Annotated in this window: 17 protein-coding genes; 6 read left to right on the top strand and 11 right to left on the bottom strand. The window is 57.7% G+C overall.

From position 1 onward, the window contains the following. The first annotated feature begins 299 nt into the window (after positions 1-299). Both OR601_RS01905 and OR601_RS01910 read left to right on the top strand, forming a co-directional pair. Complete coding sequence (locus OR601_RS01905) at positions 300-677, top strand: hypothetical protein (RefSeq protein WP_136012303.1); 378 nt, start codon at positions 300-302, stop codon at positions 675-677. Next, positions 670-1,107, top strand: coding sequence for a DUF1893 domain-containing protein (locus OR601_RS01910; protein WP_265592028.1), 438 nt, complete (start codon positions 670-672; stop codon positions 1,105-1,107). Before OR601_RS01905 ends, OR601_RS01910 begins: the two co-directional genes overlap by 8 nt. Before the next feature lie 474 nt (positions 1,108-1,581). On the opposite strand, the gene OR601_RS01915 is transcribed toward OR601_RS01910, so the two are convergent. The 4 genes from OR601_RS01915 to OR601_RS01930 form a co-directional block, all read right to left on the bottom strand. Further along, on the bottom strand, positions 1,582-3,006 hold the full coding sequence (locus OR601_RS01915) for an LptM family lipoprotein (RefSeq protein ID WP_265592029.1): 1,425 nt from the start codon (positions 3,004-3,006) through the stop codon (positions 1,582-1,584). 123 nt (positions 3,007-3,129) lie between these two features. Continuing rightward, positions 3,130-4,077 carry a magnesium transporter CorA family protein gene (locus OR601_RS01920; protein WP_265592030.1) on the bottom strand — a complete coding sequence of 316 codons (948 nt, stop codon included), beginning with the start codon at positions 4,075-4,077 and terminating at the stop codon, positions 3,130-3,132. 110 nt (positions 4,078-4,187) lie between these two features. After that, positions 4,188-6,101, bottom strand: a complete 1,914-nt coding sequence (locus OR601_RS01925) for an oleate hydratase (protein WP_323373082.1) — start codon at positions 6,099-6,101, stop codon at positions 4,188-4,190. A gap of 81 nt (positions 6,102-6,182) precedes the next feature. Continuing rightward, the gene (locus OR601_RS01930; RefSeq protein ID WP_136012308.1) at positions 6,183-7,646 is read right to left on the bottom strand and encodes a S10 family serine carboxypeptidase-like protein; all 1,464 of its coding nucleotides are present in this window, start codon (positions 7,644-7,646) and stop codon (positions 6,183-6,185) included. Positions 7,647-8,064: 418 nt separating this feature from the next. Here OR601_RS01930 and OR601_RS01935 point away from each other — a divergent pair, with 418 nt between their 5' ends. Continuing rightward, positions 8,065-12,612 carry a C-type lectin-like domain-containing protein gene (locus tag OR601_RS01935; protein ID WP_265592031.1) on the top strand — a complete coding sequence of 1,516 codons (4,548 nt, stop codon included), beginning with the start codon at positions 8,065-8,067 and terminating at the stop codon, positions 12,610-12,612. A gap of 173 nt (positions 12,613-12,785) precedes the next feature. Here the strand turns inward: OR601_RS01935 and OR601_RS01940 are convergent, their stop codons facing one another. Continuing rightward, positions 12,786-13,586, bottom strand: a complete 801-nt coding sequence (locus tag OR601_RS01940; protein ID WP_265592032.1) for an SDR family NAD(P)-dependent oxidoreductase — start codon at positions 13,584-13,586, stop codon at positions 12,786-12,788. A gap of 411 nt (positions 13,587-13,997) precedes the next feature. Between OR601_RS01940 and OR601_RS01945 the strand changes: the two genes are divergently transcribed. After that, complete coding sequence (locus OR601_RS01945) at positions 13,998-14,633, top strand: GyrI-like domain-containing protein (RefSeq protein ID WP_265592033.1); 636 nt, start codon at positions 13,998-14,000, stop codon at positions 14,631-14,633. Here OR601_RS01945 and OR601_RS01950 read toward each other — a convergent pair. Further along, entirely contained in the window at positions 14,630-15,616 is a 987-nt protein-coding gene (locus OR601_RS01950) for a helix-turn-helix transcriptional regulator (protein ID WP_136012312.1), read from the bottom strand. The genes OR601_RS01945 and OR601_RS01950 overlap by 4 nt on opposite strands. Positions 15,617-15,801: 185 nt before the next feature. Between OR601_RS01950 and OR601_RS01955 the strand changes: the two genes are divergently transcribed. After that, entirely contained in the window at positions 15,802-16,590 is a 789-nt protein-coding gene (locus OR601_RS01955) for an FxLYD domain-containing protein (protein ID WP_265592034.1), read from the top strand. Positions 16,591-16,623: 33 nt separating this feature from the next. Then, a complete protein-coding gene (locus OR601_RS01960; protein ID WP_265592035.1) occupies positions 16,624-17,178 on the top strand; it encodes a GNAT family N-acetyltransferase in 555 nt (184 codons plus the stop codon). Between the two features lie 137 nt (positions 17,179-17,315). On the opposite strand, the gene OR601_RS01965 is transcribed toward OR601_RS01960, so the two are convergent. The 5 genes from OR601_RS01965 to OR601_RS01985 all read right to left on the bottom strand — a co-directional run bounded on the left by OR601_RS01965 (position 17,316) and on the right by OR601_RS01985 (position 22,659). After that, complete coding sequence (locus OR601_RS01965) at positions 17,316-19,451, bottom strand: Na+/H+ antiporter (protein ID WP_265592036.1); 2,136 nt, start codon at positions 19,449-19,451, stop codon at positions 17,316-17,318. Between the two features lie 244 nt (positions 19,452-19,695). Beyond that, on the bottom strand, positions 19,696-20,127 hold the full coding sequence (locus tag OR601_RS01970) for a hypothetical protein (RefSeq protein ID WP_136012315.1): 432 nt from the start codon (positions 20,125-20,127) through the stop codon (positions 19,696-19,698). Between the two features lie 88 nt (positions 20,128-20,215). Further along, positions 20,216-20,653, bottom strand: a complete 438-nt coding sequence (locus OR601_RS01975; protein ID WP_136012316.1) for a LytTR family DNA-binding domain-containing protein — start codon at positions 20,651-20,653, stop codon at positions 20,216-20,218. A gap of 469 nt (positions 20,654-21,122) precedes the next feature. Continuing rightward, entirely contained in the window at positions 21,123-21,920 is a 798-nt protein-coding gene (locus OR601_RS01980) for a MerR family transcriptional regulator (RefSeq protein ID WP_265592037.1), read from the bottom strand. A gap of 211 nt (positions 21,921-22,131) precedes the next feature. Continuing rightward, positions 22,132-22,659 carry a hypothetical protein gene (locus OR601_RS01985; protein WP_265592038.1) on the bottom strand — a complete coding sequence of 176 codons (528 nt, stop codon included), beginning with the start codon at positions 22,657-22,659 and terminating at the stop codon, positions 22,132-22,134. Between the last annotated feature and the right edge of the window lie 13 nt (positions 22,660-22,672).

The following is a 22,672-nucleotide window of genomic DNA, read 5'->3' on the forward strand; positions in this document are numbered from 1 at the left end:
TACCGAAGGTCACGAGCATGGCAAGGGCGAAGAATACAGGCCAGAGGCCATCGTCGTCGCCCAGCTTGGGCGCCTCCTGCTTGGGAGCGGCTTGTTTTACCTGTGAAGTCTTCTACGTAAAGAACGAGACCAGCTGAAATACTGATGAAATTCGAAATGTGAAAGGGCTCGCAGCGTAGGCCCATAGCTGCGCATTTATAGGGGATAAGCCCTTGTTACTTGACCCTACGTCGGTTTTAGGGCGTGTACTATTAAGGGAGACGAGATCCCATGCCAAAGGCGTGGGAAGAGGAGAGGATATGCTTGTGAGCCCAACATCTTTTGTAGCAGGGATTTTGGGCCCCGTCGCCAGTTTTGCGCTTTCTGGTGTGCCGGGGGCGGTCATGCTTTCCTTTATGATGGTCGAGCTGGCGGGCTATGGATTGGCTGCCGGCTTTGCGCGTTCTTGGAACACCTCGCTTATCGTGAAGCTCTTGGCTGCCCAGCTAGCGGGCAGGTTCCTCAGGGCCGCAGCTCTTGCGGCTGCTGGCGTGGTAACAACAGGCGTGCCCCCGGTGGTCTCCGTGCTCTCTGCCACAGGGGCGGGCCTGCCTGGCCTTTGCCTCCAGTGGCTGTTGATTCCTGCAATCCTGCTTGCGGTAAAGGCGCAGTCTGTCCGCGGAGCCGCCCGTGACTAGCGACACTGCCCATGCCAAGGAGCTTTTGGAAACCCACGATCTCACTCTGGCTCTTTGCTGCGGCGAGACGATTGCGACGAGCCATGAGCGGGGAGTGGCCCCGCTGCTGGCTCTGCTTGAGGGCGATGTGTCCTGGGAAGGTGCCAGTGCTGCCGATAAGGTCGTAGGCGCCGGCGCTGCATTTCTCTACTGCCTGCTAGGGGTGCGCGAGGTGTGGGCTCCCATCATGAGCCGCCGCGCCGTCGAAGTGCTGAGGCGGGGCTCCATCAATCCCATTGCCGAGCAGGAGGTCGACGCCATCGTGAATCGTGCAGGCGATGGACCATGCCCTATAGAATCGGCCGTGACAGACATCGATGACCCTCAAGAAGCTCTGGTGGCTGTTCGTCAAAAGTTGGCAGACTTGCGGCGGAGCACAAGGACTCAATAGTGCTTGAGCTAGTTAATAAATGCATTAATGGGGGAATGATAGAGATCCCATTGATACATCTATGCCAAGAGTATGCAATGCGCCAAGAGCTCACATTGCGTCGAAAGCGTACATTGCGTCGAAGATGTACACTGCAGCGAAAACTTCCGCTGCGTCGAAGACGTACACTGCAAGTTTATTAGTCGTGCACTCTGAAAAAGTACTACTTAAGCTACATTAATATGTAGCTTAAGTAGTAAATAGAAATTTTACTAAAATAAAATGCTGCTATCGCTTCATTAGAATGTAGCGATAGCAGCATATTTTCCGAGGGATACATGACCTCATGTGCTCCGTAGCTTCGTCATGTGCTTTATAACATCATGTGTTTCGTAGCTACGCACAATGGCTCGCCTCATACAGCAGCTCACCTCGTACAGCAGCTCGCAACGATAACCTCGTACAGCTGCTTCGTAGCGCGTCGTATTCTCTCTCCTAGTGGTCTACCGACATAGCGGCGTTAAGGCTGTCGTAGGAAGGATCGGGATGCATGGTGGTGGGAGTGCAACCTACGTATTTACCGCTTTCATCAAAGTAGGCGATGAGGCTAATGGCTCCGTCTTCATTAAGAGGGGGATTGCCCTTAAATCCCTGGAGGTACCAGTAGCCATCGCTCAGGTACATGGCGTCAAACTCTGTGAGATCGGCCAGCTTGTCAATGCCGCTCATAGACAGGTCAAAGACCACGTCGCCGGAGGCGTTGATGAGGCAGGCATAGCCGTCGTCGTCAGAGTCAGCATTGCTATAGGTGCCTTCAAGGACATCCTTGGATTTGGCGCTCACGTAGACGAGGCCGTTGTAGGAAGGCCTGGCATTCATTAAACCGCAGCTAGGCTCCACTGCCCAGCTGCTGGTAGCCAGGTTGTAGATGCCTTTTACTGTGCGGGAGCTGCCTCCATGGGGGTTTTGTTCTTGGCCCTCAAGCAACAGCAGGTTGTCTCCAAGCACTGCGTCGATGGCACGGAAGCCGTAGGCGATCTTATCGTCAGAGAGGGTAGTGACATCGAGCGCCAGCGAGCCGTCATAGTTAAAGATCTGCCCCACCTTGTGGCCCAGGCCGGCGTAGTGTCCCTCGCCGCAAAGGCGTATATCACCGTCGGTATCCACGGTCGCAAGGGTTTTGCCCGAGGTGTCCACGATGGTCTTATTGCCGTAAACGAAGTGGGCGCCGTTGTAGAAGCGCAGGTCTGTGTCGCTGTCGCTAGATTGAATGGTGCACGCAGGCAGGTCGCCCACAGAGAACAGTTCCTTGCCGTCGCGGTCGATGACCACATTGACGGAGTGTCGCTGCTCTTGCTCGTCGAGCACAGTGAGGGGAAGGATGAAGCAGTCATTGGTGAAGGCCAGGGTGCTGGAGCCACCACGGGTATTGAGCTCATAGGCCGTGCCGTACTTGGAAAGCGCGTCATCTAAGCTGGCAACGGTCTTGCCTTCGCCGTCGATCACCGAGAAGCTGGACTTCTTGTCGTAGGCGGTATCCCACTCCTTGTCGTACTCAGAGCTGGTGGTAAGCACCACATAGCGATCTTGGGTGGCGAGGCCAATGAGTTGTGTCTCGCCTTCGCTTTCGTTCTGGCCGGGGTCAATCATGTTGGCGACAGGGTTTTCCATAGGCTTGCCGGTGACGTCCACCAACTCGTGGCCGGAGTCCGTAAAGGTGCAGTTGGGGATAGCGAGCTTGGCCTCCTGAGGCTCGGCTTCCTCCTTTGGCGCCTCCTGGGTGGCTGCTGAAGCCTCAGGCGCCGGCTCTGGCTGTTGAGGCTGACCGCAGCCCGCCAGCGTGAGCGCCAGGGCGCCGCAGGCAACGGTAGTGCCAATGACCTTGGGATTAAGGGCGATGCCCCGATGCAAAGCAGTCATATCACTCCATTCCTTACAAGTTCCTGATAAGAAGGTATCACAGGAACTTTTAAGGAAGTGCTAGGACCATCGATGAGTGCACTATAGAAACCGTCAGTTCTCCCAGGCATTCGTTTTCTTCTATTACTTGATAAGACGGCGTCCCTTGAGAATTGCTATAGCCAGCGCCGAGATAGCCAAGGAAATGAGGAGTGCAGGTACCCAAGAGTCCACAAAAGGGAGTCGCGCCACGTTCATGCCATAAAAACCAAATACTGCTGCAGGTATTGAGAGAATCAGGGTGAGCACGGTAAGCGTCTGCATCGTCTTGTTGAGGTTATTGGACATCACATTTGAGAAGGTGTCGCTTACGCCATTTAAAACCCTGGTGCAGATGTCGCACATGGCCACTGCCTGGTGCACCTCGATGAGCAGATCGTCTAACAGACCGCTTTCGCTGTGGAGGGGAATCACGCGGCCAGTGCCAATGAGTTTCACTGTGGCTTCCAGCTCTTGAAGAGACATGGAAAAATGAATCAATGACTTTTCTGCGCCCAGCATGGAGATGAGTACGTCGTTGTCCATGGTGTGTCGTAAGACATCTTCGTTCTTGCGAATCTGGCTGCTGATGGAACGAAGGTCTGCGAGGTAGCGGTTGGTTACTGTGAGGAGCATTCGGAGGAGAAGATCAGCTGGCAAATGTGTTCTGGCATCCGTGATGGCTGTATGTCTGAAGCTAGCAACCGTATCGTCAGCGGTGAGCGAGAACGTGACAAAGCACCCCTTGTCAGGCAAAAAGATGAATGCGAGCGGATGGGTGCTGTATTGGCTGCGGGTGAGCTCAGATGAGTCGCTCTCTTTGAAAGGGCAGTCCACCACCACGAGGACTTGCCCTGTAGCGTCGTCATAATCTATGTGAGAGGCCTCTTTGTCATCGCAGGCTTTCTTGATGAACTCATCTGCGATGCCCAGATCAAGAATAAGGAAAGCCAAGTCACAGACCCTTGGCTCTTGAACTTCAATCCAGCAATCTGGCGCAAGGCCAGAGACTTTTTCAATACGCCCCTCGTTTGGTTTATAGAAAGATATCATGGGCGCCCCGCCAGCGATGATTCTTAAAGACGGTAACCTCCTACCCGGCATTCCAAAGCTGCATGCATGGAATGCCGGATAGGAGAGGCGACTCAGATCAACAAAGAGGATCAGTGAATGCCGGGCCACACGGCGCCGGTGGCAGGCTTGGGGTCGTCGGTGTTCTTCTCGGTAGAGGGAATGACGCCGTATTCCAGCAGCAAATCGTAGATGTCGGTGCCCTCGATTGCTTTGAGGCCACGGGAGAGCATGAGCTTTTCCAAGAGGCTCATGTTCATGTCGGTGGCGGGCTTGCCGTCGCGCAGCATCACGGTGGCGTTGAGCAGGCAGCGTAGGTCAAAGGCGCTACCCCAGACCTCGGGGACGCCTCGGTCGATGTCCAGCAGGGTGTAGACGGCCTCCATGCCGGTGCGCATGGAGTACTCGGTGGTGAAGATGGTGTCTCGCGGAGTCTCTGCAAACTGACCTATGAAGGCGAAGTTCTTGGCGCCTTCCGGCACCACCAGCGGGCGGTCGCCGGCGGCGCGAGGCATGAAGAATGCCGTGATATAGGGCATCATGCAGGGCACGGTGTTGGCGCTCTTCTCGGCAAGGTCCTCGATCTGGTCCTCGGGCACGCCCAGGTGATAGAGCCACTCCTCGCAGATCTCCTTGCCGGTGCACTGGCGCATGGGCTTCTGGATGTAGTTGCCGGGCTTATCGGTAAAGAGAGAGTAGACCCACACGCACACAGTGCCGGGCTTTTGCTCCTTGAACTGGGGCTGGCGGTTGATGGTCCAGGAGAGCAGCCAGTTGGAGTCCTCCACGCTCACGATGCCGCCGGTGACCACGCCGCCGGAGAGCGGGTCGCGCTTGCAGATCTTCTCGATATAGGGCAGGATGCGCTCGTCCAAGGTGGTGATGGTAGCGCTCTCCCAGTTGGAGAGCTCGGGGGTTGAGCAGAACTTCTCGGGATGGCCAAAGTCGGGGCTTTGGGCGGCGATGCGCTTCCAAAGGTCCCAGCCGTCGCCGTCGCAGAGCTCGGGGGCGAAGGCAGCGGGGGTGTCCTGGTCGCCAAAGGTGGAGTGGGCCACACAGCTGCCAGGGGTGATGAAGACCAGGTCGTTTTCAGAGAGTTCGATGGTCTCCTCAGCGCCCGGCTCTACCTGGCCGCCGCCTGGCACCCCGGTGGCGGCGTCTTGGGCTGCCTGGCTCTCGTTGCGGCGCAGCTTGATTTGGGTGGCCAGCTTGCGGTTGTCGCTCTTGGCCTCGTCAACCGAGAAGCGCACGTCGGTCACATGGGTGTTGTACTGGAAGTCCACACCGGCCTTCTCCAGATAGCGCACCATGGGAAGGATCATGGACTCGTACTGGTTGTAGCGGGTGAAACGCAGGGCGCTGAAGTCGGGCAGCCCGCCCACATGGTGGATGAAGCGGGTGATGTAGCGCTTCATCTCCAGGGCGCTATGCCAGTTCTCGAAGGCGAACATGGTGCGCCAATAGAGCCAGAAATTGCTGTTCAGAACCTCGTCAGAGAAATACTCGGTGATCTTTTTGTCCTGAAGTTCTTCTTCGGGGGTGAAGAAGAGCTTCATGATCTCCATGCAGCCCTTGTCGGACAGGTTGAACTTGTTGTTGGTATGGGCGTCTTGGCCGCGATCCTTGGTGGCGCGGCAGAGCGAGTAGTTGGGGTCGCGCTTGTTGAGCCAGTAGTAGTAGTCGAGCACGCTCACATTCTCGTCTTCAAACGAGGGGATGTCGCGGAAGAGATCCCACATGACCTCGAAGTGGTTGTCCATCTCGCGACCGCCGCGCATGGTGTAGCCCAGCTGCGCATAGTCCCAGCCGTCGCAGGCGCCGCCGGCCCTGGGGTCGCGCTCCAGAACATGGATGTTCTTGCCAGGCATCTGGCCGTCGCGCACCAAAAAGCACGCTGCCGATAAGCCCGCCAAGCCGCTGCCTACGATATAGGCGTGCTTGGATTCCACTCCTTCCGGCTTCAAAGGATGGGCGAAGGCTTCGTAGTTGCCGCTGGAATAGTACATGCATCCTCCTCTGAGGTAAGAAAGGTGCCCCAACCCTCTCTTAGATAAAGGGCTAGGGCACCTGGTTATGGGCGAGAACGGTTAGTTTTGGTGGCGAAGCTCGTAGAACTTTTGGAGCACTGGCGTGGTGTCTTCGAGGGCAGGGGTGTCGGCATAGAGCATGTGGCCGTTGGAAGACTCATGCCAGAGGATCTGGCGGGAGAGGTCCTCGGGCAGGTACATCTTGGCCATGTCGTGGATGACGTTCCAATAGGGGGTGGCGCCGTCGTGGCGTCCGCCCAAGAAGATGACGTGGCTGGTGGGGTTGCGGCGGAGAGCCGTAGCGATGTCGAAGGCCACGTTGGGCATGGGGGCGCTGCCGACGCCGGGCATGTTGTGATTCCAATTCCAGGACTCGTTGACCTCGATGTTCAGGCCGCAGTAGTTGGGGTAGCCCTTAAAGCCCATATCGCGCAGGAGCTTTTGGTAGACCTCGTTGTAGACCACCTGGATTGCGTCGTAAGAGGGGTCTTCCATCTGGAAGAAGCCCAGGTCGCCCTGGATGGGCTGGTAGACCTGCTCGGTGAAGCGGGTGTCGTAGCGACCGTGGGAGAGACCCTTGTCCTGAGAGAAGTGGGCACGGAACTCGAAGAGGTCGATGCGCAGCTTGCGGGCCATGATGAAGTCCACAGGCAGGCCGCAGAACTCATGCATCTGCTCGGCGACCTCCTGCATCTTGTCTTGAGGCAGGTTGCCGGCGATGGTGAGGGCGTTGATATAGGTGTTGTTGACAAAGTCCATGGCCTGGCCAAACCAGGTCTCAGGGTCGACGCCCTGGCCAACGACACCGGCCGACTGGGCGGTGGCGGCCATGACCGGGAACATGCCGGCGTAGTAGTCGTCGTTGCCCGGCAGCATCACGGCGTAGTCCAAGATGGAGGACTGCTCCACCACGCCGTCCACGCCTACGCCGCGCTCGCCCAGCAGGCGATAGACCACCGCTGCGCGGGTGGTGCCGTAGGACTCGCCGTAAAGGTAGTGAGGACGGTCCCAAGCATTGTGCTCGTTGAGCCAGGCGATGATGGTGCGCGCCATGGCGTCGCCGTCACCGTCGACGCCCCAGACCTTCTTGGGGTCGTAGCCGGCCGCCACATGAGAGTAGCCGGTGCCAGGGGCATCGATGAACACCAGGTCAGAGACCTGCAGCAGGGTATAGGGGTTGTCCTCTACCGGGCAGGTGTTGGGCAGGTGCTTGGTGCCATCGGTGGGCACGCGCACAGGGCCTTGGCCGCCGATGCACACCATAGAAGAGGATCCGCCAGGGCCGCCGTTCCAAAGGAACGTGACGGGGCGGTCGGACTTGTCCTGCTCGTCAGAGACATAGGAGAGGCAGAACTGATGGCACATGGCCTCGCCTTTGTCGCTATAGATGGTGAGCATCTCTGCGGTGCCCGTATAATCGATGGTCTTGCCGTCCTTGCCCGTCCAGGTATAGTGCTTGGACGCGGCCTCAGGAATCTTTTCCTCAGGTTTCTCTGGGGTTTGGGCTGTGCTGGTTTCTGCCATAGGTGCCCCTCTCCGGCGGCCAAGAGCCGCCATGATGTGGTGTTAAAGGGGTTGTTTCCCTGCGCGTCGACGCTCGCTCGCAGCAAAGCTCATCTCGACAGCATATCCACTGATGTCCATTAATTAGACTTTTGCAGATATGAAAGGATAGCGCTCTCTTGCTGCTAAGTTGATGGTCTATACTTTCAGAAGAATTTCAGAAATAGGCAACCACTGGCCTATTTTCCGATGTCAGTGGGCCAGCATGCATCAACTGCGGGAAGAGGCAACTATGGACCAAGAAACACGCTCATCCGCAACCTGCGGCTTTACCTTATGGCTCTCTGGCTTTGCGAAACGGGTGGCTGTTGGCGCGCTTAGTGCCACGTTGGCACTTTCGTCATTGGCGGCGCTGCCACGGTGCGCAGAAGCGAACCCTTTGAGCGACCGGGCTCCGGTGACAGCCATGCGCGCCAATGAGCAAGAGGTGGAGCTTTTTATCAGGGCAGGTGCGGCAACGCCGGTGGACGGCCTTGCCAACACCTACAGCTTCCCCGACCTCAAGGTCACCACCGAGCCTGCCAACACCAGGTTCCAGAGCATCACCGTGCAGTTCACCACCGGCATTTCTGCAAACGACGAGATCTATTTCAACTCTGCCCATCAGCAGAACAACAGCGAGGCGCTGCCTTCTGGCTTTGTGCGCTACAGCGGCAACAAGCATGGCAACCACTCTGTCAACTACACTCAGCAGGGTGGCGCCACTGCCGATCAATGGCAGGACTTTCTCTCTCGCTACCTCACGGTGAGGCTGGCCGATTCCACCAACACCAAGGGCTTGAGGATCGTGGCCAGCCTGGCGCCTGTGTCTACCACTCGCGACTATAACTCCTTGAACGGCCACTACTACGAGGCTGGTCCCGTGATTGCCTCGTGGACCCAAGCGATCGAAGAGGCTGAAAAGCATAGTTACATGGGTATGCAAGGCTACTTGGTGACGGTGACCAATCAGGCCGAGCAAGATTTTGTGTTCTCGTTGGTGAACACCGATACCTGGATCGGTGGGACCTGCGATGATGCGTACACCATGAAAACCAGCTCTTGGGCACGCAACTATCGCACCAACAACGTCGATTCTCCCACGCGTTGGTCTTCCACCAATACGTTCAGAAGCGGTGCTTACAGCGACTACTATTGGGTGACAGGTCCGGAAGCCGGCCTTATGATGGGCCAATGCTATAACAATCAAAATCGTAAACATGCCACAAACCCCGAGACGGGCGAGACCATGTATATGAACTGGGCTTCAGGACAGCCCGATGGTCCCGCAAGCACTTCGGAGCAATGGATGCAGCTAGCTGTCCATTCCGGAGGAGGCACGGGCGGCTTTTGGAACGATCTTCCCAATCAGTTCGGCAACATACGCTACATCATCGAATACGGCGGCATGCCGGACGACAGCGATGAAGAGGGCGGCGACGCCGGCGCCGAGGCCAAGGTGGATGTCTATGTAAAGGTAGATATCGTGGTGGATCCTACCGGTCGAACCATCACCACGGAAGCTGAAGATGCGGTGGTAGGTCAACCGTTGGATATCAAGGAGAACGTCAACGGCGATCCAGAAGTCAAAACCCATATCATGGAGGACGCCGCCGAGACCGGCACCACGCCCGCTCAGGTGACTCGCACCTACAAGATAAAAGACCCCACATCTCCCGAAGCCGACGCACAAGGCTGGCGCGACCTCCATGAGGACGAGCTGACCGATAAGGGCGAGCCCTTCCATGCAGGCAGTTACAAGGTGGTCTCCACCGCCAACTATCGCGAGGATGCCGCTGGCAATGCGCTTATGCCTTACGTCCCCGGCGAAGCCACCTTCACCATCAAGCCCAAGCCTATCGATGTGACTCAGCCAGCCTCCAAGCCAGACGATCCCACACAGCCCGACGCAACCCAGGGCTTCGAGACTGCCGATCCTGCAACCGGCGATCCGTTGGCTGTGGCAGGCCGCTGCTGGTCCAAAGTTTATGACGGCACTCCCTACGTGGCCAAAGACCAGGTGTCTTTGGCAGACCAGCTTGTTGAAGGCGCCTCTGCATGGCTTGCTTTCGATCGCGCAGAGTATGCTTCCAAAGATGCGGGATCTTGCGATCTGGTGCTCTATAGCCCGCAGATCCAGGGCCCTCATGCGGCCGACTACCGGCTCACCGGCCTTGCCAGCGACGGAACGCTCACAGTAAAAGGGGAGATTGTTTCTCGGCCTTTGGTTGTCACCGCCCGTTGGTTTGAAGACGCAGAGGCCAACCCCTCCACCTGGGTGCGCGACGTGGCCTTCAGAGATCCGGCTCACCCAGACGCGCCTGTGGCTGCCAACAACGATGCAACGGAGTTCGACGCTTCGGCTGTTACCCAGAGTAAGGCAGACAGCGCCAACCACACCTGGCCGGTAGCCTGGCCTGCCTCTATGCTGGCTCCTGGGGACAGGTTGGACCAGGTGTTGGGCGATGCCAGCTATGAAGCGCAAACTGCAGGGGGCTTGCGCCTCAACGTCGAGCGTCCTCAGCGGGGCACCTATACTCTGAGCCTAAGCTATAGCGGGGTCGCATCGGTCATTGAGGGCGGTCCGCTCCTGAGCCAGGACGGAAATTATCAGGTGACGCTGGTGCCTGACACTCTCACGGTGACTGACCGCATCACGGTAGACCTTACCGAGAAAGACCCCATTGCCATCCTAGAGCCCGTGAAGCCATCGAAGCCTGCCCCCAAACCGGTGACTCCCCAAGACTTTGCCAAGATCGTCGAAGACACCTTTGGCCCTGATGGCCCGTCGCCTACAGGCGGCAAGCTGCCAGAGATGCCTGATGGTGTGGAGCCTCAGGTGATCATTAAAAAAGGCAATCAGCCGGTGGACGAGATCGACCCTTCCAAGCCTGGCGACTACACCGTTACCGTGACCTATCCCAGCTCGGACGGTACCGACTATATCGCCCATATCGACTATGAGGTCAAAGCCGATCCCACTCCTGATGAGCAGTGTCAGTTCTACCAAGTGACCACTCGCTTGGAGGGGGCCATAGAGGGGGCGTCGATCACCCCTACCAAGACGTTGGCCGCAGGCTCCAGCCACAAGGTGTCCTGGCAGCCTGGCCCCGATAGCTACGTGGTCTCTGTAGAGGTGGACGGCAAGGTCCTTAAAGATACGGCCACCTCGTGGACCTTCGAGGATTTGGCGGCTCATCACCAGGTGACGGTCACCTTGGCTCAAAATCCCGTTTTGCCTGGAGGATTCACCTATGGCCATTACACCGTGACGGTGAACAGCTATGGCCAAGGCGCCCAGGTGAGCCCTTCGCAGACCTATGTGCCCGGAAGCGACGCCCAGGCCAGCTGGGCGGCCAAAGAGGGTTATCAAATCAGCGCCGTGTGGGTTGACGGCGTGCAGCTCACTGCGGACCAATGTGCTGCAGGAGCTGCGAGCTTTCCCTCCATTGGCGCGAACCATGTAGTGGACGTCTACACCTGCAAAGCCGACGGCACCTCTGCCCAATCTCCTGACGACCTCAAGGTCACCACTCAGATCAAAGGCGGCCCCGGCACCATCACCGGAGGCGCCACGGTAACTCAAGGCGGCTCTTACCATGTGGCTTGGGAACCCGTCATCCAAACCACGCCCGTGGTAACAGACCCTGCCTATGCGGTCTATGAAGTGAAAAGCGTTGAAGTGAACGGCGCTGAGGCCGCAGGCACTGCCGATCGTGAGATGCAGCTCGACAACATCAAAGAGAACAAGAACGTGGTGGTTACGGTGAGGCCGGTGGTCTATCACGTGAACGTGCAGTCCTACGGGCCTGGCACCGCGTCGGCATCGCGCACGCTTTATAAAGGCCAGGGCTATTTAGACATCGCCGGCACGCCGCAGGATGGGGCGCGCATCACCTATATCGAGATAGACGGCGAAGTGGTCTTGGACGAGAAAGCCGGCATCACGCCTTCGGCGCTGAAGGCTGCGGGCTTCTCGGCGGGAGCCTTTAGCCAGGTGCGTGCCGCTGCCCCTCAATTCCCGGCCCCTGTGAAACATCAGCGTCAAGCCAACGGCGCCAAGTTGGACCTGGGCTTTGAGGGCATCGACCAGGACCATGTGGTGAAAGTGCTCTTTGCCAAAGAGGGGGAGGATCCTCTCAACGACGAGGACGTTCATGACAGCGGCTTGATAGGGGTTACTGCCGGCGTCGAGGGCGGCCCGGGCAGCATCGAGGTGGATCAGCCGGCAGACCCAGGCACTCCGCCTCATCCCGGCTATGTGGACCCGACAAAAGAGGTGCCTGTGGCTTGGGAGCTCCCCGACGGCTATAGGCCGCTCGAGCTTGTGGTGGGCGAACAGCGGATCCCCCTGGACCCTGATGCGACCTCAACAACCATTCCTGCAGACCTGCTCAAAGAGGGCGACCACATCTCGTTGGTGGTGGAGAAGCGCGCCGCAGACGACGATAAGACGCACCCAAGGCAGCAAACCCCGCCTGCGTCCGAGAAGCTGCGCATCGATACCTCGCTGGCGGGCGGATTGGGTTCCATCAGCGCAGGCGCCCAGGTCGACCGCCATGGATCCTATACCGTCACCTGGTCTGCCGAGCCTGGCTATCGAGTGGCCAAAGTCCTGGTAGATGGCATTGAGCGCCCCGATCTCCTAGAGGCGTTCAGCTACACCTTCGAAGACGTGGGCGAGCACCATTCGGTGGCAGTGGAACTGGAGGCTGTCCCGGCCGATCCTCCTGCCGAGAAAGACCCCGCTCCTTCAGGCGACGACGCCGCACCGGGATCTTCTGCCGCCAAGCCGACGGACGATCGGCTCGTAGCTCGCCAAGAAGCGGACTCTCGAATTATGCCTGCCACAGGCGACGAAGCGTCGGGGCTGCCAGGCATCATGATCGCGGGCGCCCTGCTGCTCATGGTAGGCTGGCTTACCCTGAGCCGCCGGTGGCAAAGCTGATCGTGGAGCGCGGCCTGATCACGGAGCGCGGTAAGTCTTAAGCTCAGGTGGGAATGCAGGCGATTCTCGGCAGGGTTGAAAGGGGCGCGGCACAAAGCTGGAGGCAGGAACTTGCGGGTTCCTGCCTCCTTTTTTGCGACAAGGGCAAGTGGGGCCGTGCTGCTACGCCTTGGCTACCAGGTACGAGAGGCAAGGGCGCGGAACTGGGCTACGGTAGGCACATGGGCGTTCAGGCCACCGTCGACGGTGACTATCTGGCCGGTGAAGTAGCTGCTCTCATCGGAGCCAAGGTAAACGCACATGGCGGCGATGTCTTCGGGAGTGCCCCAGCGGGTGACCTCGATGTTGTCCAGGAAGATATTCTTGAGCATATCGGGGACGCGGGCCTCGTTCTCTGGAGTGACGATAAGACCAGGCCGCACGCAGTTGCATCGGATGTTTTGCTTGCCATATTGAAGGGCGGTGTATTGAGTGAGCTTGTCGACGCCGGCTTTGGCGCAAGCATAGGCAGTGGAGCCTAGATCACCCGTGCAGGCAGCCATGGAGCCGATGTTGATGATGGAACCGCCGTCGTGCTCCTGCATCACCGGAAGCACCGTCTTGGTGCAATAGAAAGTGCTGCGAATGTCACTGGCAAACACGGCATCCCAGTCTTCCAGAGAGATTTCGTCTACACGGCCGTCATGGAGCGCCATGCCTGCGGCGTTGTTCACCATGATGTCGACGGTGCCCCAAGCGGCCACAGTGTCGGCAATAAGAGCATCGACGGACTCGGGCTTGGTGACGTCCATAAAATGGTACATGGCACAGCCGCCGGCTCCGGTGATGGCATCGACCACGGCTTGGCCGCGCTCTTCGCGACGTCCGCACACTACGACTTTGGCGCCTTCGGCTCCGTACATCTTTGCAATCCCTGTGCCAATGCCGCTGGTAGAGCCGGTAACAATGGCAACCTTGTCCTTCAAGCGATCCATGGGGTTCTCCTTGCTCTCTTCTCTTTGGCCAAATGCCTGCCTCACCCTTAGGTAATGTGGGCAATGTCAGGCAGCTTCCTAAAACTGTACGTACTGTAACACGCTGACTGCAGGTTGCTTAAAATGATTTCACCCTAGTGGCGGAAGGTTTTAGGTAACGGGATGCCAAGGGTTATGGCGACAGGGGACATGTCCTCACCTGGGGACCCATGCGGCGAAGGCCTCCGTCATACTGGGGCTTTGCAATGTGGGGCAGGTGCGCCAAGACACAGATCGTTGCTTGGCAAGACTGCTCTCCTGTCACAGGATCCCAAGGAAACCGCTACCCTAAAAGTACAGCGAGTGCAGCGGATGTAGCGCAGCCTCTGCGCTTGGCGCTCTTGGCATGCCAACCATTCTTGGGGAGGGATCATGGCCTTTGACTATAAGAAAGAGTTTAAAGAGTTTTATCTGCCTCCCAAAAAGCCCACGCTGGTGGACGTACCTCCAATGCGCTATGCGGCGGTGCGAGGCCAAGGCGACCCCAACGAGGAAGGCGGGGCTTATCAGCAGGCATTGCAGCTTTTATATGCGCTGTCCTACACCATAAAGATGTCGCCAAAATCTGGCGAGCATATCCCGGGCTATTTTGCCTATGTGGTGCCTCCGCTGGAAGGGTTTTGGTCGTTGGCGCAAGGCCAGATACTCTTTGATTCTGAGCGCAAGGGGGAGCTGAGTTGGATCAGCTGTATCAGGTTGCCGGATTTTGTGACCCCTGAGGTCTTTGAATGGGCAAAGGGCGAGGTTGCACGTAAGAAAAAGCTGGATTGCGCCGGCGCGGAGTACCTGGAAATGCACGAAGGTCTCTGCGTGCAGTGTCTCCATGTGGGCTCTTATGACACCGAGCCGACCACTATTGAAGCTATGCACGCCTATGCTCAGGCGCAGGGTTGCTGCATAGATCTTTCGCTTGCGCGCCTGCATCATGAGATTTATCTGTCCGACCCACGCCGTGTGGCGCCCGATCGCCTCAAGACAGTGATTCGGCTGCCTATCGCCAAGGCTTAGGCATCCTCTAAAAGGAAGCGTAGGTAATTGTGGTATTCATCCACCAGGCTTTGGGGCGACAGGATGCGCACCGCCTTGCCCATGGAGGCCACCCACCCAAATAGTTGCTCGCTTTTGTAGACCTTCACTTGGCAGCGGGCCTCAGAGCCATCGGTGGGGAGGAACTGGGCGGCATCGCCAAAGCGGTCCGCGAGGATCTCCACCTTGCTGGGATCGGCTGCAAAGGTGGCAAGCACGGTATCGCCGCAAAAACGACCAAACATCACTGCCTTGGTAGACTCATGCTGAAAGTGATCGATGCGATCGTTATGGGCGGCAGGGATATCCTCAAGGACGCGGATGCGCGCCATGCGGTCCAGCCTGAAGGTGGTCAGGTTCTCATGGGCGTCATTCCAGGCGGTGAGGTAGTAAAGGCCGTCCTCGTAGGAGATTGCCACGGGAGTGACCTGGTGCTTCTTGCCGCCACGAGTCTCGTAAGGCTTGCCGTCCACCCCAATCTTTCGATAGGAGAACTCCAGCTGGCAGTCCTTGCGCATTGCTTCGTGGATCACGTCCACCGTAGAGAGCACGCTCTCGCTTTTGGATTTGATGCGGCCGGTGACATGGATGCGGCGATCCAGCAGGTCTTGCTCGCGATTGTTGGCCAGCTGTTTCACATTGGTGATGAGGGCCTTGGCCTGACGCTCGGTGATGGCGCGGCTGGACTGAATGGTATCCACCAAAAGCATGAGCTCGTCTAAGGTGAAGTCCCTGCGCACGATGGCGTATTGCACAGGATTTCGTGGAAAGGCCTGGATGTCGACGTCAAACTCTCGCAGCGATTTGATATCCCCGTAGATGCTTTTGCGCTCGGCAGAGACCCCGTAATCTGCAAGCTTTTGGATGATTTGAGACATGGTCAAGCCATGCTCGGCATCGGTCTCTTCTTGGAGGATTTTCCAGAGGTAAAGCACTTTAGTCTTTGCTTTGCTGTTATAGGTCATAGCTGCGGCTTTCTTAGAAGTGAGCATCTACCAGTAAATATAGTATAGCGCCTTAGGGGGCTTGGTATTGCCGTTCCTGTCCCATGGAAGGGACAGGAACATAAATGAAGACAACTATTCTTACATCTTAAGGTTGTGTACAGTAATGAGACTCGAGTCGAAGTGTTAATAAAGAAGGGATATAAATGAAAAAGCTATTACTCACCTTCATGCTGGCAGCATGCATGTTGTTTACCGCTGCATGCTCAGCAGGCTCTCAGGCACCTGCTGAGCCGGATTATGCAGATGATGAGGCGATGACCATCATCGCCGATGGTTGGAACAAGCGGCAGATTATTGTCGAAGACTTAAATATTGCAGATCCTGATTATAAGGAAAAGCTTAAGAAGGGCATTCGAGCAGAAATCGACAGTGATACTCCTCTTAAAGATCGCCAATTTGAAGATAGCCAATTGCAAGAGGATGTCCTTGCATATATAAATTCACTTAATGATCAAATTGAGGTAGTTGATACCTACTCAATTACCGATCCCGATTATGTTACAGAGGTCACAAAAGCTTCCGATGCGCGTGCGAAACTGCTAAAGAAATTTGTGGAAGATTACGATATGAAGGTTGATCCAAAATTTCAAAAATATATGGATGATCTTGTAAGCCAAGGCACCAGCGTGAGTAAAGATGAGGCAGAGAAAGAAGCAATCAATAGCTTAGTTGCCAACATACAATGGGAGACAGAAGAGAATTATGGCAATTACACCTATATTGCTGTTGTAGAAAATACTACAGATTATAATTTCGAGAATGTTAGTTTACTGGTTAATCTCTACGATGCTGACGACGTGAAAACAGAGTCTTCTGCCTTTGCAAGTAGCTGGAAAAAGGGAGAAAAGGTTAAATTTGAGGCCTATGGTGGAGAGGTTGCTGCTTCACGGATAGATACAACTGTTCAATATTATACGGTTATAGAAGACTAGGACCATGAGTTCAGAAAGCCAAAAGAAACTAGAATGGTGATCCTCGAAACCCCACGTCTCTGGCTTCGACCTTGGGAAGAAGTCGATGCTCCCGACCTCTACCGCTACGCCTCGGATCCTCAGGTGGGCCCGGCAGCAGGGTGGTCAGCTCACCAAAGCCCGGAAGAAAGCCGAAAGGTCATCCGAGAAGTGCTCTCTGGCCCCGAGGATTATGCCATCGTTCCCAAGGAGGTAGGGCATCCGGTGGGTTCCATTGGCCTAATGTGCGGAAAGGCCAGCAATTTGGATCTCTCGCCCTTCGAAGCAGAGCTCGGATACTGGATTGGCGTCCCTTTTTGGGGTCAAGGGCTTGTGCCCGAGGCTGCCCAGGCACTGCTGCGTCGTGGCTTTGAGGAGCTCAGACTCGAAAAGATCTGGTGCGGCTACTTCGACGGCAACGAGAAGTCTCACCGCGTCCAAGAAAAGTGCGGCTTTCGCTACCACCATACCAATCCGCAGGCAGGGTGTCGTATCGAAGGCGTCTACCGAGTAGAGCATGTCTCGGTGCTTGAGGCGTCTGCCTGGGAAGCAGGCAAAAGCTTGATGTAAGTCCTTCTCGGCAAAAGGGCGCAAAAGCTACCGAGAAACGCCAGCCCTCCCACCAGAGAGCCTCATCTTTGGCTGGAGGGCTTTGTGTGGCGCCGCAAAGCGGCGGGGTTGCGGCAAGGGTGCGGGACGCCGGGAGCCTACTGGTTCTCGAGGCTGGCTTGGAGCGCATAGACGTGGCTTCTGAGCTCGCGGGCCACGGAGTCGGAGATCTCTCCCGCTTCGCTCATGTGCCGGATGACTTCCAGCTCGACGGTGAGGGCGTTCTCGTCTACTTCGTCTGCATAGTGGCGGGCTTTGGCGAACTGCTCCAAGAAGTTGGCTTTCATGCCTTGGGGCAGGCGGGTGTGCACACGCACGTCCACAGTCTCGCTTACCTGGGAGAAATCCTGGTCGTAATTGATGCGGCCCCAGAGAGAGGTCAAAGCTGCCTCGTGGCTGTCGATAAGAAGCTTGGCAGCAGTCTCCCGCTCGTCATGGGCCTCTTCGACGTCGCGCAGATAGGAGAGGGCCACGTGCTCTAGATCGATGGCGAACAGGCAGGTGTCGTAATAGATCTGTTCGAATTGCTCGTCAGGCACCGGGCTGGGCTGAATTTGGTTGGTGGCCAAGTGGAGCATGCCGCGGAAGCTCCGAAACCTCGCTCCCACCTTGACGGCTTCCCCTTCATAGCCCAGAGAGGAGCGAATGCCTCTGAGGGCCCAGTAGTAGGGGGCTATTTGGGTGACGGAGAGCTTGGAGGGCTGGCTGTTTTGGAGGTAGTCGGCTCGCTGTTGCTGAAGCACCAGGATCTGGTCTTGGAGGGAGGTGAGGGCTTCCCTGCAGGCTTTGGAGTTGCGGCGTTCCCGGTTGAGCCGGGTCTCATAGCGCATGATGGTCAAGCGCAGGGCAGGAACGTACTCGGTGGCGCCGGTGGTGTCCAAGCGGCCTCGCAGCTCCTGGATGGTGCGCTCAAGCACCTGGATAGTGGCCCTGTGCACGGCGTCTTCGTTGGAGGAGAGCTGTTTGGGCGCCAACAGCGGTAACAAGAAGTTGGCGCAAAGGAGGGTGCATAAAATGACGGCAGCGGTAAGAAGGATGATGAGGCTGCGGTCAGGGAAGGGGCTGCCGTCGGGCATGGCGAGCGGTAGGGTGAAGATGATGGAGAGGGTCACTACGCCCTTGGCGCCTCCCAAAGTGATGACGGCTGCATCGTGGGTCGCCTTGGCGGCGGCCATAGAGGTGATATGACGCTTTCCCTTGCGTCTGAACAGGCGAGAGAAGCGCATGAGGCTCATGGCCAGCACCCAGATGAAGCGGCATAGGTAGAGCAGTAGGGTGATCAAGAGGACGGCGCCAAGAAGCTCTGGCATAGAGAAGCGCGCAAGGATTGTGGGGTCAACCGCCAAGGGAAGCTCCATGCCCAGCATGGTGAAGACAATGCCGTTGATGAGAAAGACGATGATCTCCCAAAAGGTGTTCGAGACCATCTGACGGCGGGCGGCGGCGGCTGAGATGAGGCGTGGGGCTCGCCCTGCCAGCACCAAGCCGGCCGCCACCACCGCAAGGATGCCGCTCACATGAAGGCCTTCGGCCAGCAGATAGACCACAAAGGGTGTGAGCACCTCAAAAAGCACGTGCAAGGTGGTGTCCTCGTAGCCAAAGTGGCGAAGGGCCAGCATGGCGAAGAGCACCGCGCCACCTACCGCCAGCCCTACCGCTATGCCGCCAAAGAAGAGCAGGAGAAACTCGCCGCCAGCCTCTATGGCTGAGAAGCTGCCGGTCAATGCGGCTGCTACGGCAAACTGGAAGGCCACGACGCCTGAGGCGTCGTTTATGAGGGATTCGCCGGAGAGCAAAAGCTGCTGCCTGCGGTTGAGGGCCACAGTGGATCCCATGGCGCCCACAGCCGCTGCATCGGTGGGGCCTAGGGCCGCAGCGCAGGCAAAGGCGGCGGCCAGCGGCATGGAAGGAACCAGGCCATAGAGTGCGGCTCCCACCACCAGCACAGTGGCGACCACCAGCCCTACCGCCAATGAAAGGATCTGTCCCTTGTTGCGGCAAAGCTCCCGGCGGCTTGACTCCCTGGCCTCATTAAAGAGCAGCGGTGCGATAAAGAGCACCATAAGCAATTCGGAGCTAAGATGCACATCGGTGACGGCCGGGGCGAAGAGTGCCACCACAAGTCCCACCAAGATTTGGATGAGGGGCAGCGCCACACGGGTGACTATCTTGCCAACGATGGCTGACACAATGACGCAGGCCATCACAATGAGGGTGAACTCCAGGGTTTCCACCTATAGGGCCTCCTGACTTCAAGGGAGGCCAGGCGGCGGAAGTCGCCTGGTCCCTGCTGCTATCCCTTAAAAACATACCCAGGGCTCGGGCTCCCCTGTGGCGCAGTGGGGGATTGCCTGGCATAGACATAAAATGCCGATAAAAACAGCAATTGGTTGCAGGATCTGTGGGCTCTTGTGGCTGAGGCGTCGGGGTGTCGCTTTAGTAATTACGAGCTAGGAGGGTGCGGGTTTCTCGGCAGGATCAGCGTCCCATGCGCTGGTGGTAGTCCTTGAGGGCGGCGTCGAAGCTTCCGGAAGTGCGGCGGAAGTAGATCTGGTAGCCCACGCAGCACGCGCCCAGAATAGCCAGGTAGATAAGGGCGAACGTGCTCCAAGCCCAGGGGTTGTCCATGGGAAACCACTGGCCCAGCCAGGCACAGGCTGTCAGCAGGATGAAGGCGGCAAGGCCAAAGCCCAGGATACGCACAGGATAGCTCAAGACTTTGATGAAGTGATCGGTGAAGAAGAAAGCCCGCAGGAAGGCGATGGCTAAGGAGGCCAAAAACAGGGTGAGTGTGAGGGCGAGCCCGTAGCTGAGGCCGATAAAGGCGATGGCCGCCAGGGTTCCAGCGAGCATGTAAATGGTGAATAGCCGACAGGTGGAGGTGAAGACGCTCTTGGCAAAATCGTTCATAGTGGGTCCTTTTGCGAGGGGTGGCGGTCGGGCGCGAACGCTGCGGCGATGCGGGGGGGGGCATGTAGGCGACGCAGGGCAATGCGGCTTAGATGCCAATACGACGTTTGATGGCGGGTGCGAATTGGCGGGAAGCGATGAGGTGCTCCTGGTTGTCGAGCACCAGTTCAAGCCGGGCGTTAAGGTAGGGTCTCAGACGCTCAAGATGCGCCAGGTTTACGAGCAGCTGACGGCTCGCGCGAATGAACTCGGTGCCCACGAGATTGGTTTCAAGTTCTTGGAGGCAACTGGACGATTCCAGCACCGCCTGCGCGGTATAGAGAAAGGTCTTGCCGTTGACGGCTTCGATGTAGAGCACCTCGCGAGCTCCCACTATGTGCAGGTAGCCATCGAGAAGGCCGGCGAGGCGAAGGTCGGCCGCCTCGGCTGCCTCGATGATCTGGCATACACGGCTGTCGATGCGTGGGCACGCGATGGCTACCTGGATCTCTTCGAGCTGGGGATCCTCTTTGACAGAAAGATTCATAGGGCACTCCTCTCTGGAGCCACTATGAAAAACTCTGGCGCCTCGCACAAGGGCGGCAGGACCTAGTTGCACTGGGGGATGCCCCAGTTGCACAAAAGAGCGGCCTTGCGCTGGGAGCGCAAGGCCGCGGGGCTGCGGGATCTGTCTTTGTTCGCGGCCCTTAAGCGTGCTGCGGCTGCGCTGGGCGTGCGCCTAGAGTGATGAGCGTACGCCTGCCTGTGGGAGCGTGCATCTGGCCGTGATGGGCGTGCGCCTGGTCATGAAGGCATGCAGTCAAGGGCTTAGTTGCAATGGGGAAACGCATCGTCCCAGTGCCGAGACCCCTCTCATAACGGGAATTGTCGCCCCAAGCCCCAAAATCCGCCCAAAAACTTGCTATGAGAGGTCAAGTTGCAAGTTTCGCAGGACTAAAACTTGCCAGAAGAGGTTAACTGGCAAGTCCATCGTTGCACTGGCAAGTCCCGTAGGGCTACTTTCTGTGGGCAGCGTCGACAGCGGACGCCAGAAACTCTGTGGCTCCCTCGCCGGCAGCAGAGTCGTAGTACCTCACAAAGCGCGGATCTGCCAAATAGCCGTGTACCAATCCAAGGTAGGCATCCTCTGCATAGCCGGGACCCCAGTGGATGGAGATCCACTTCTCGTGCATACGGGCCAGCTCGGCAGACGCATCGCTTGCGGGATCCCCCGTGGCCATAGCCACGCGCAGTTGGACCTTGATGCTCTCTTCGAGCAATTCTTTGGCATCCCACTGATCTTTGGTGAGTGCCATCATGCGGGCATTGGAGGCATCGATAGCATCGTCGCCGTAGCGATCCCGAGCTTCCTGGCCATAGGTGGCTTCAAAATCTTTAATACCTTGGGCTTTCATGGATTCAAAGGCTTCATTGGGTTTCATAGCATCAATCCTTTCAAGGGTGCATAGTGCGGCTTTGGTACGCGAAACGGCATCTTCTAAAGATCGCCCCTGAGCTTCCAGTTGCTTCAAATGCTCCTTAAGCACCTGTTCCAGCGGCGTATCTCGCTCCGACAACAATCGCCTGATGGTAGCCAGCGGAAGCCCGCAGCCCTTCATGGCCAAAATCTGTGCCAATCGCTTCAAGTCATTTTCGCGGTAGACTCTGTAGCCCGCATCTGTGCGCGCTGGCACCAGCAGCCCCATGGTCTCGTAATAGCGCAGCGTGCGCGCACTCACTCCAGCCAACCGAGCCGCCTCGCCAATGCCCAGCGACCTCACATTGCCCTTTCGCGTATCCTTTAAATCGTTCACAGATTCACCTCCTTCAAACTACCGAGAAGATCGTCCCTCCTGACGCGGCGTCAAGGTCAAGAGGTGCGCTCTCTCTTAATGCACCCAAGAAAAGAGACTCCCAGGAATGCTGCGCCCTCGCACATCCTTGCGCCGGCTGCCTCTTCGCTCAAAGCCGTGGTCTATGGGGCTGCGGCAGGGGATGCCCAGGGCGTGCCCTACGGGGCTTGCTTTAGGGGCGGCGACCGTTGGTTCTGCGTCTGGAACGGGTGCTGGCCGCGGGGCTGTGGGCTTCTCGGCAAGCCTTGATGGCAGCAAGGCATACATCGGCAAAGCGCTGGATGGCGTCTACCTGCACGCACTGGCCGTCTTCTCGGTAGCGCAGAGAAGCATCTGGGTTGTCGCTTGTGCGCAGGCCACCAATGGAAAGCGTGACGGTACCTGGGATCTTGTGGGTCTCTACCACTGGAGTCATAGTGGAGCCGCCCAGCGCCCAGGCAGCGAGACCGGCGTCTTCCCAGCTGTCGGTCTCTTGATAGACCGCAAGTGCCGCCCAAAGCCCAAAGTCGTCCTGCTCTTCTACCAGGCGCCCGGAGCGGTAGCTGCGCCCCTGAACCCCGCTATGCACGATGTGGGAGGTGGGGGTGAACCCATAGCAGGTGCCACCCACCTTGAGGCCCCAAGGATAGACCTCCCAAAGGCCGGTTCCGTTGGTAGCCTCAAAGCGGGCGAGGCAAGGGCAAGCGTTGTCATGGGCCATGAGAGCTCCTTGG

Source organism: Leptogranulimonas caecicola (genome assembly GCF_023168405.1).
Classification (GTDB): domain Bacteria; phylum Actinomycetota; class Coriobacteriia; order Coriobacteriales; family Atopobiaceae; genus Leptogranulimonas; species Leptogranulimonas caecicola.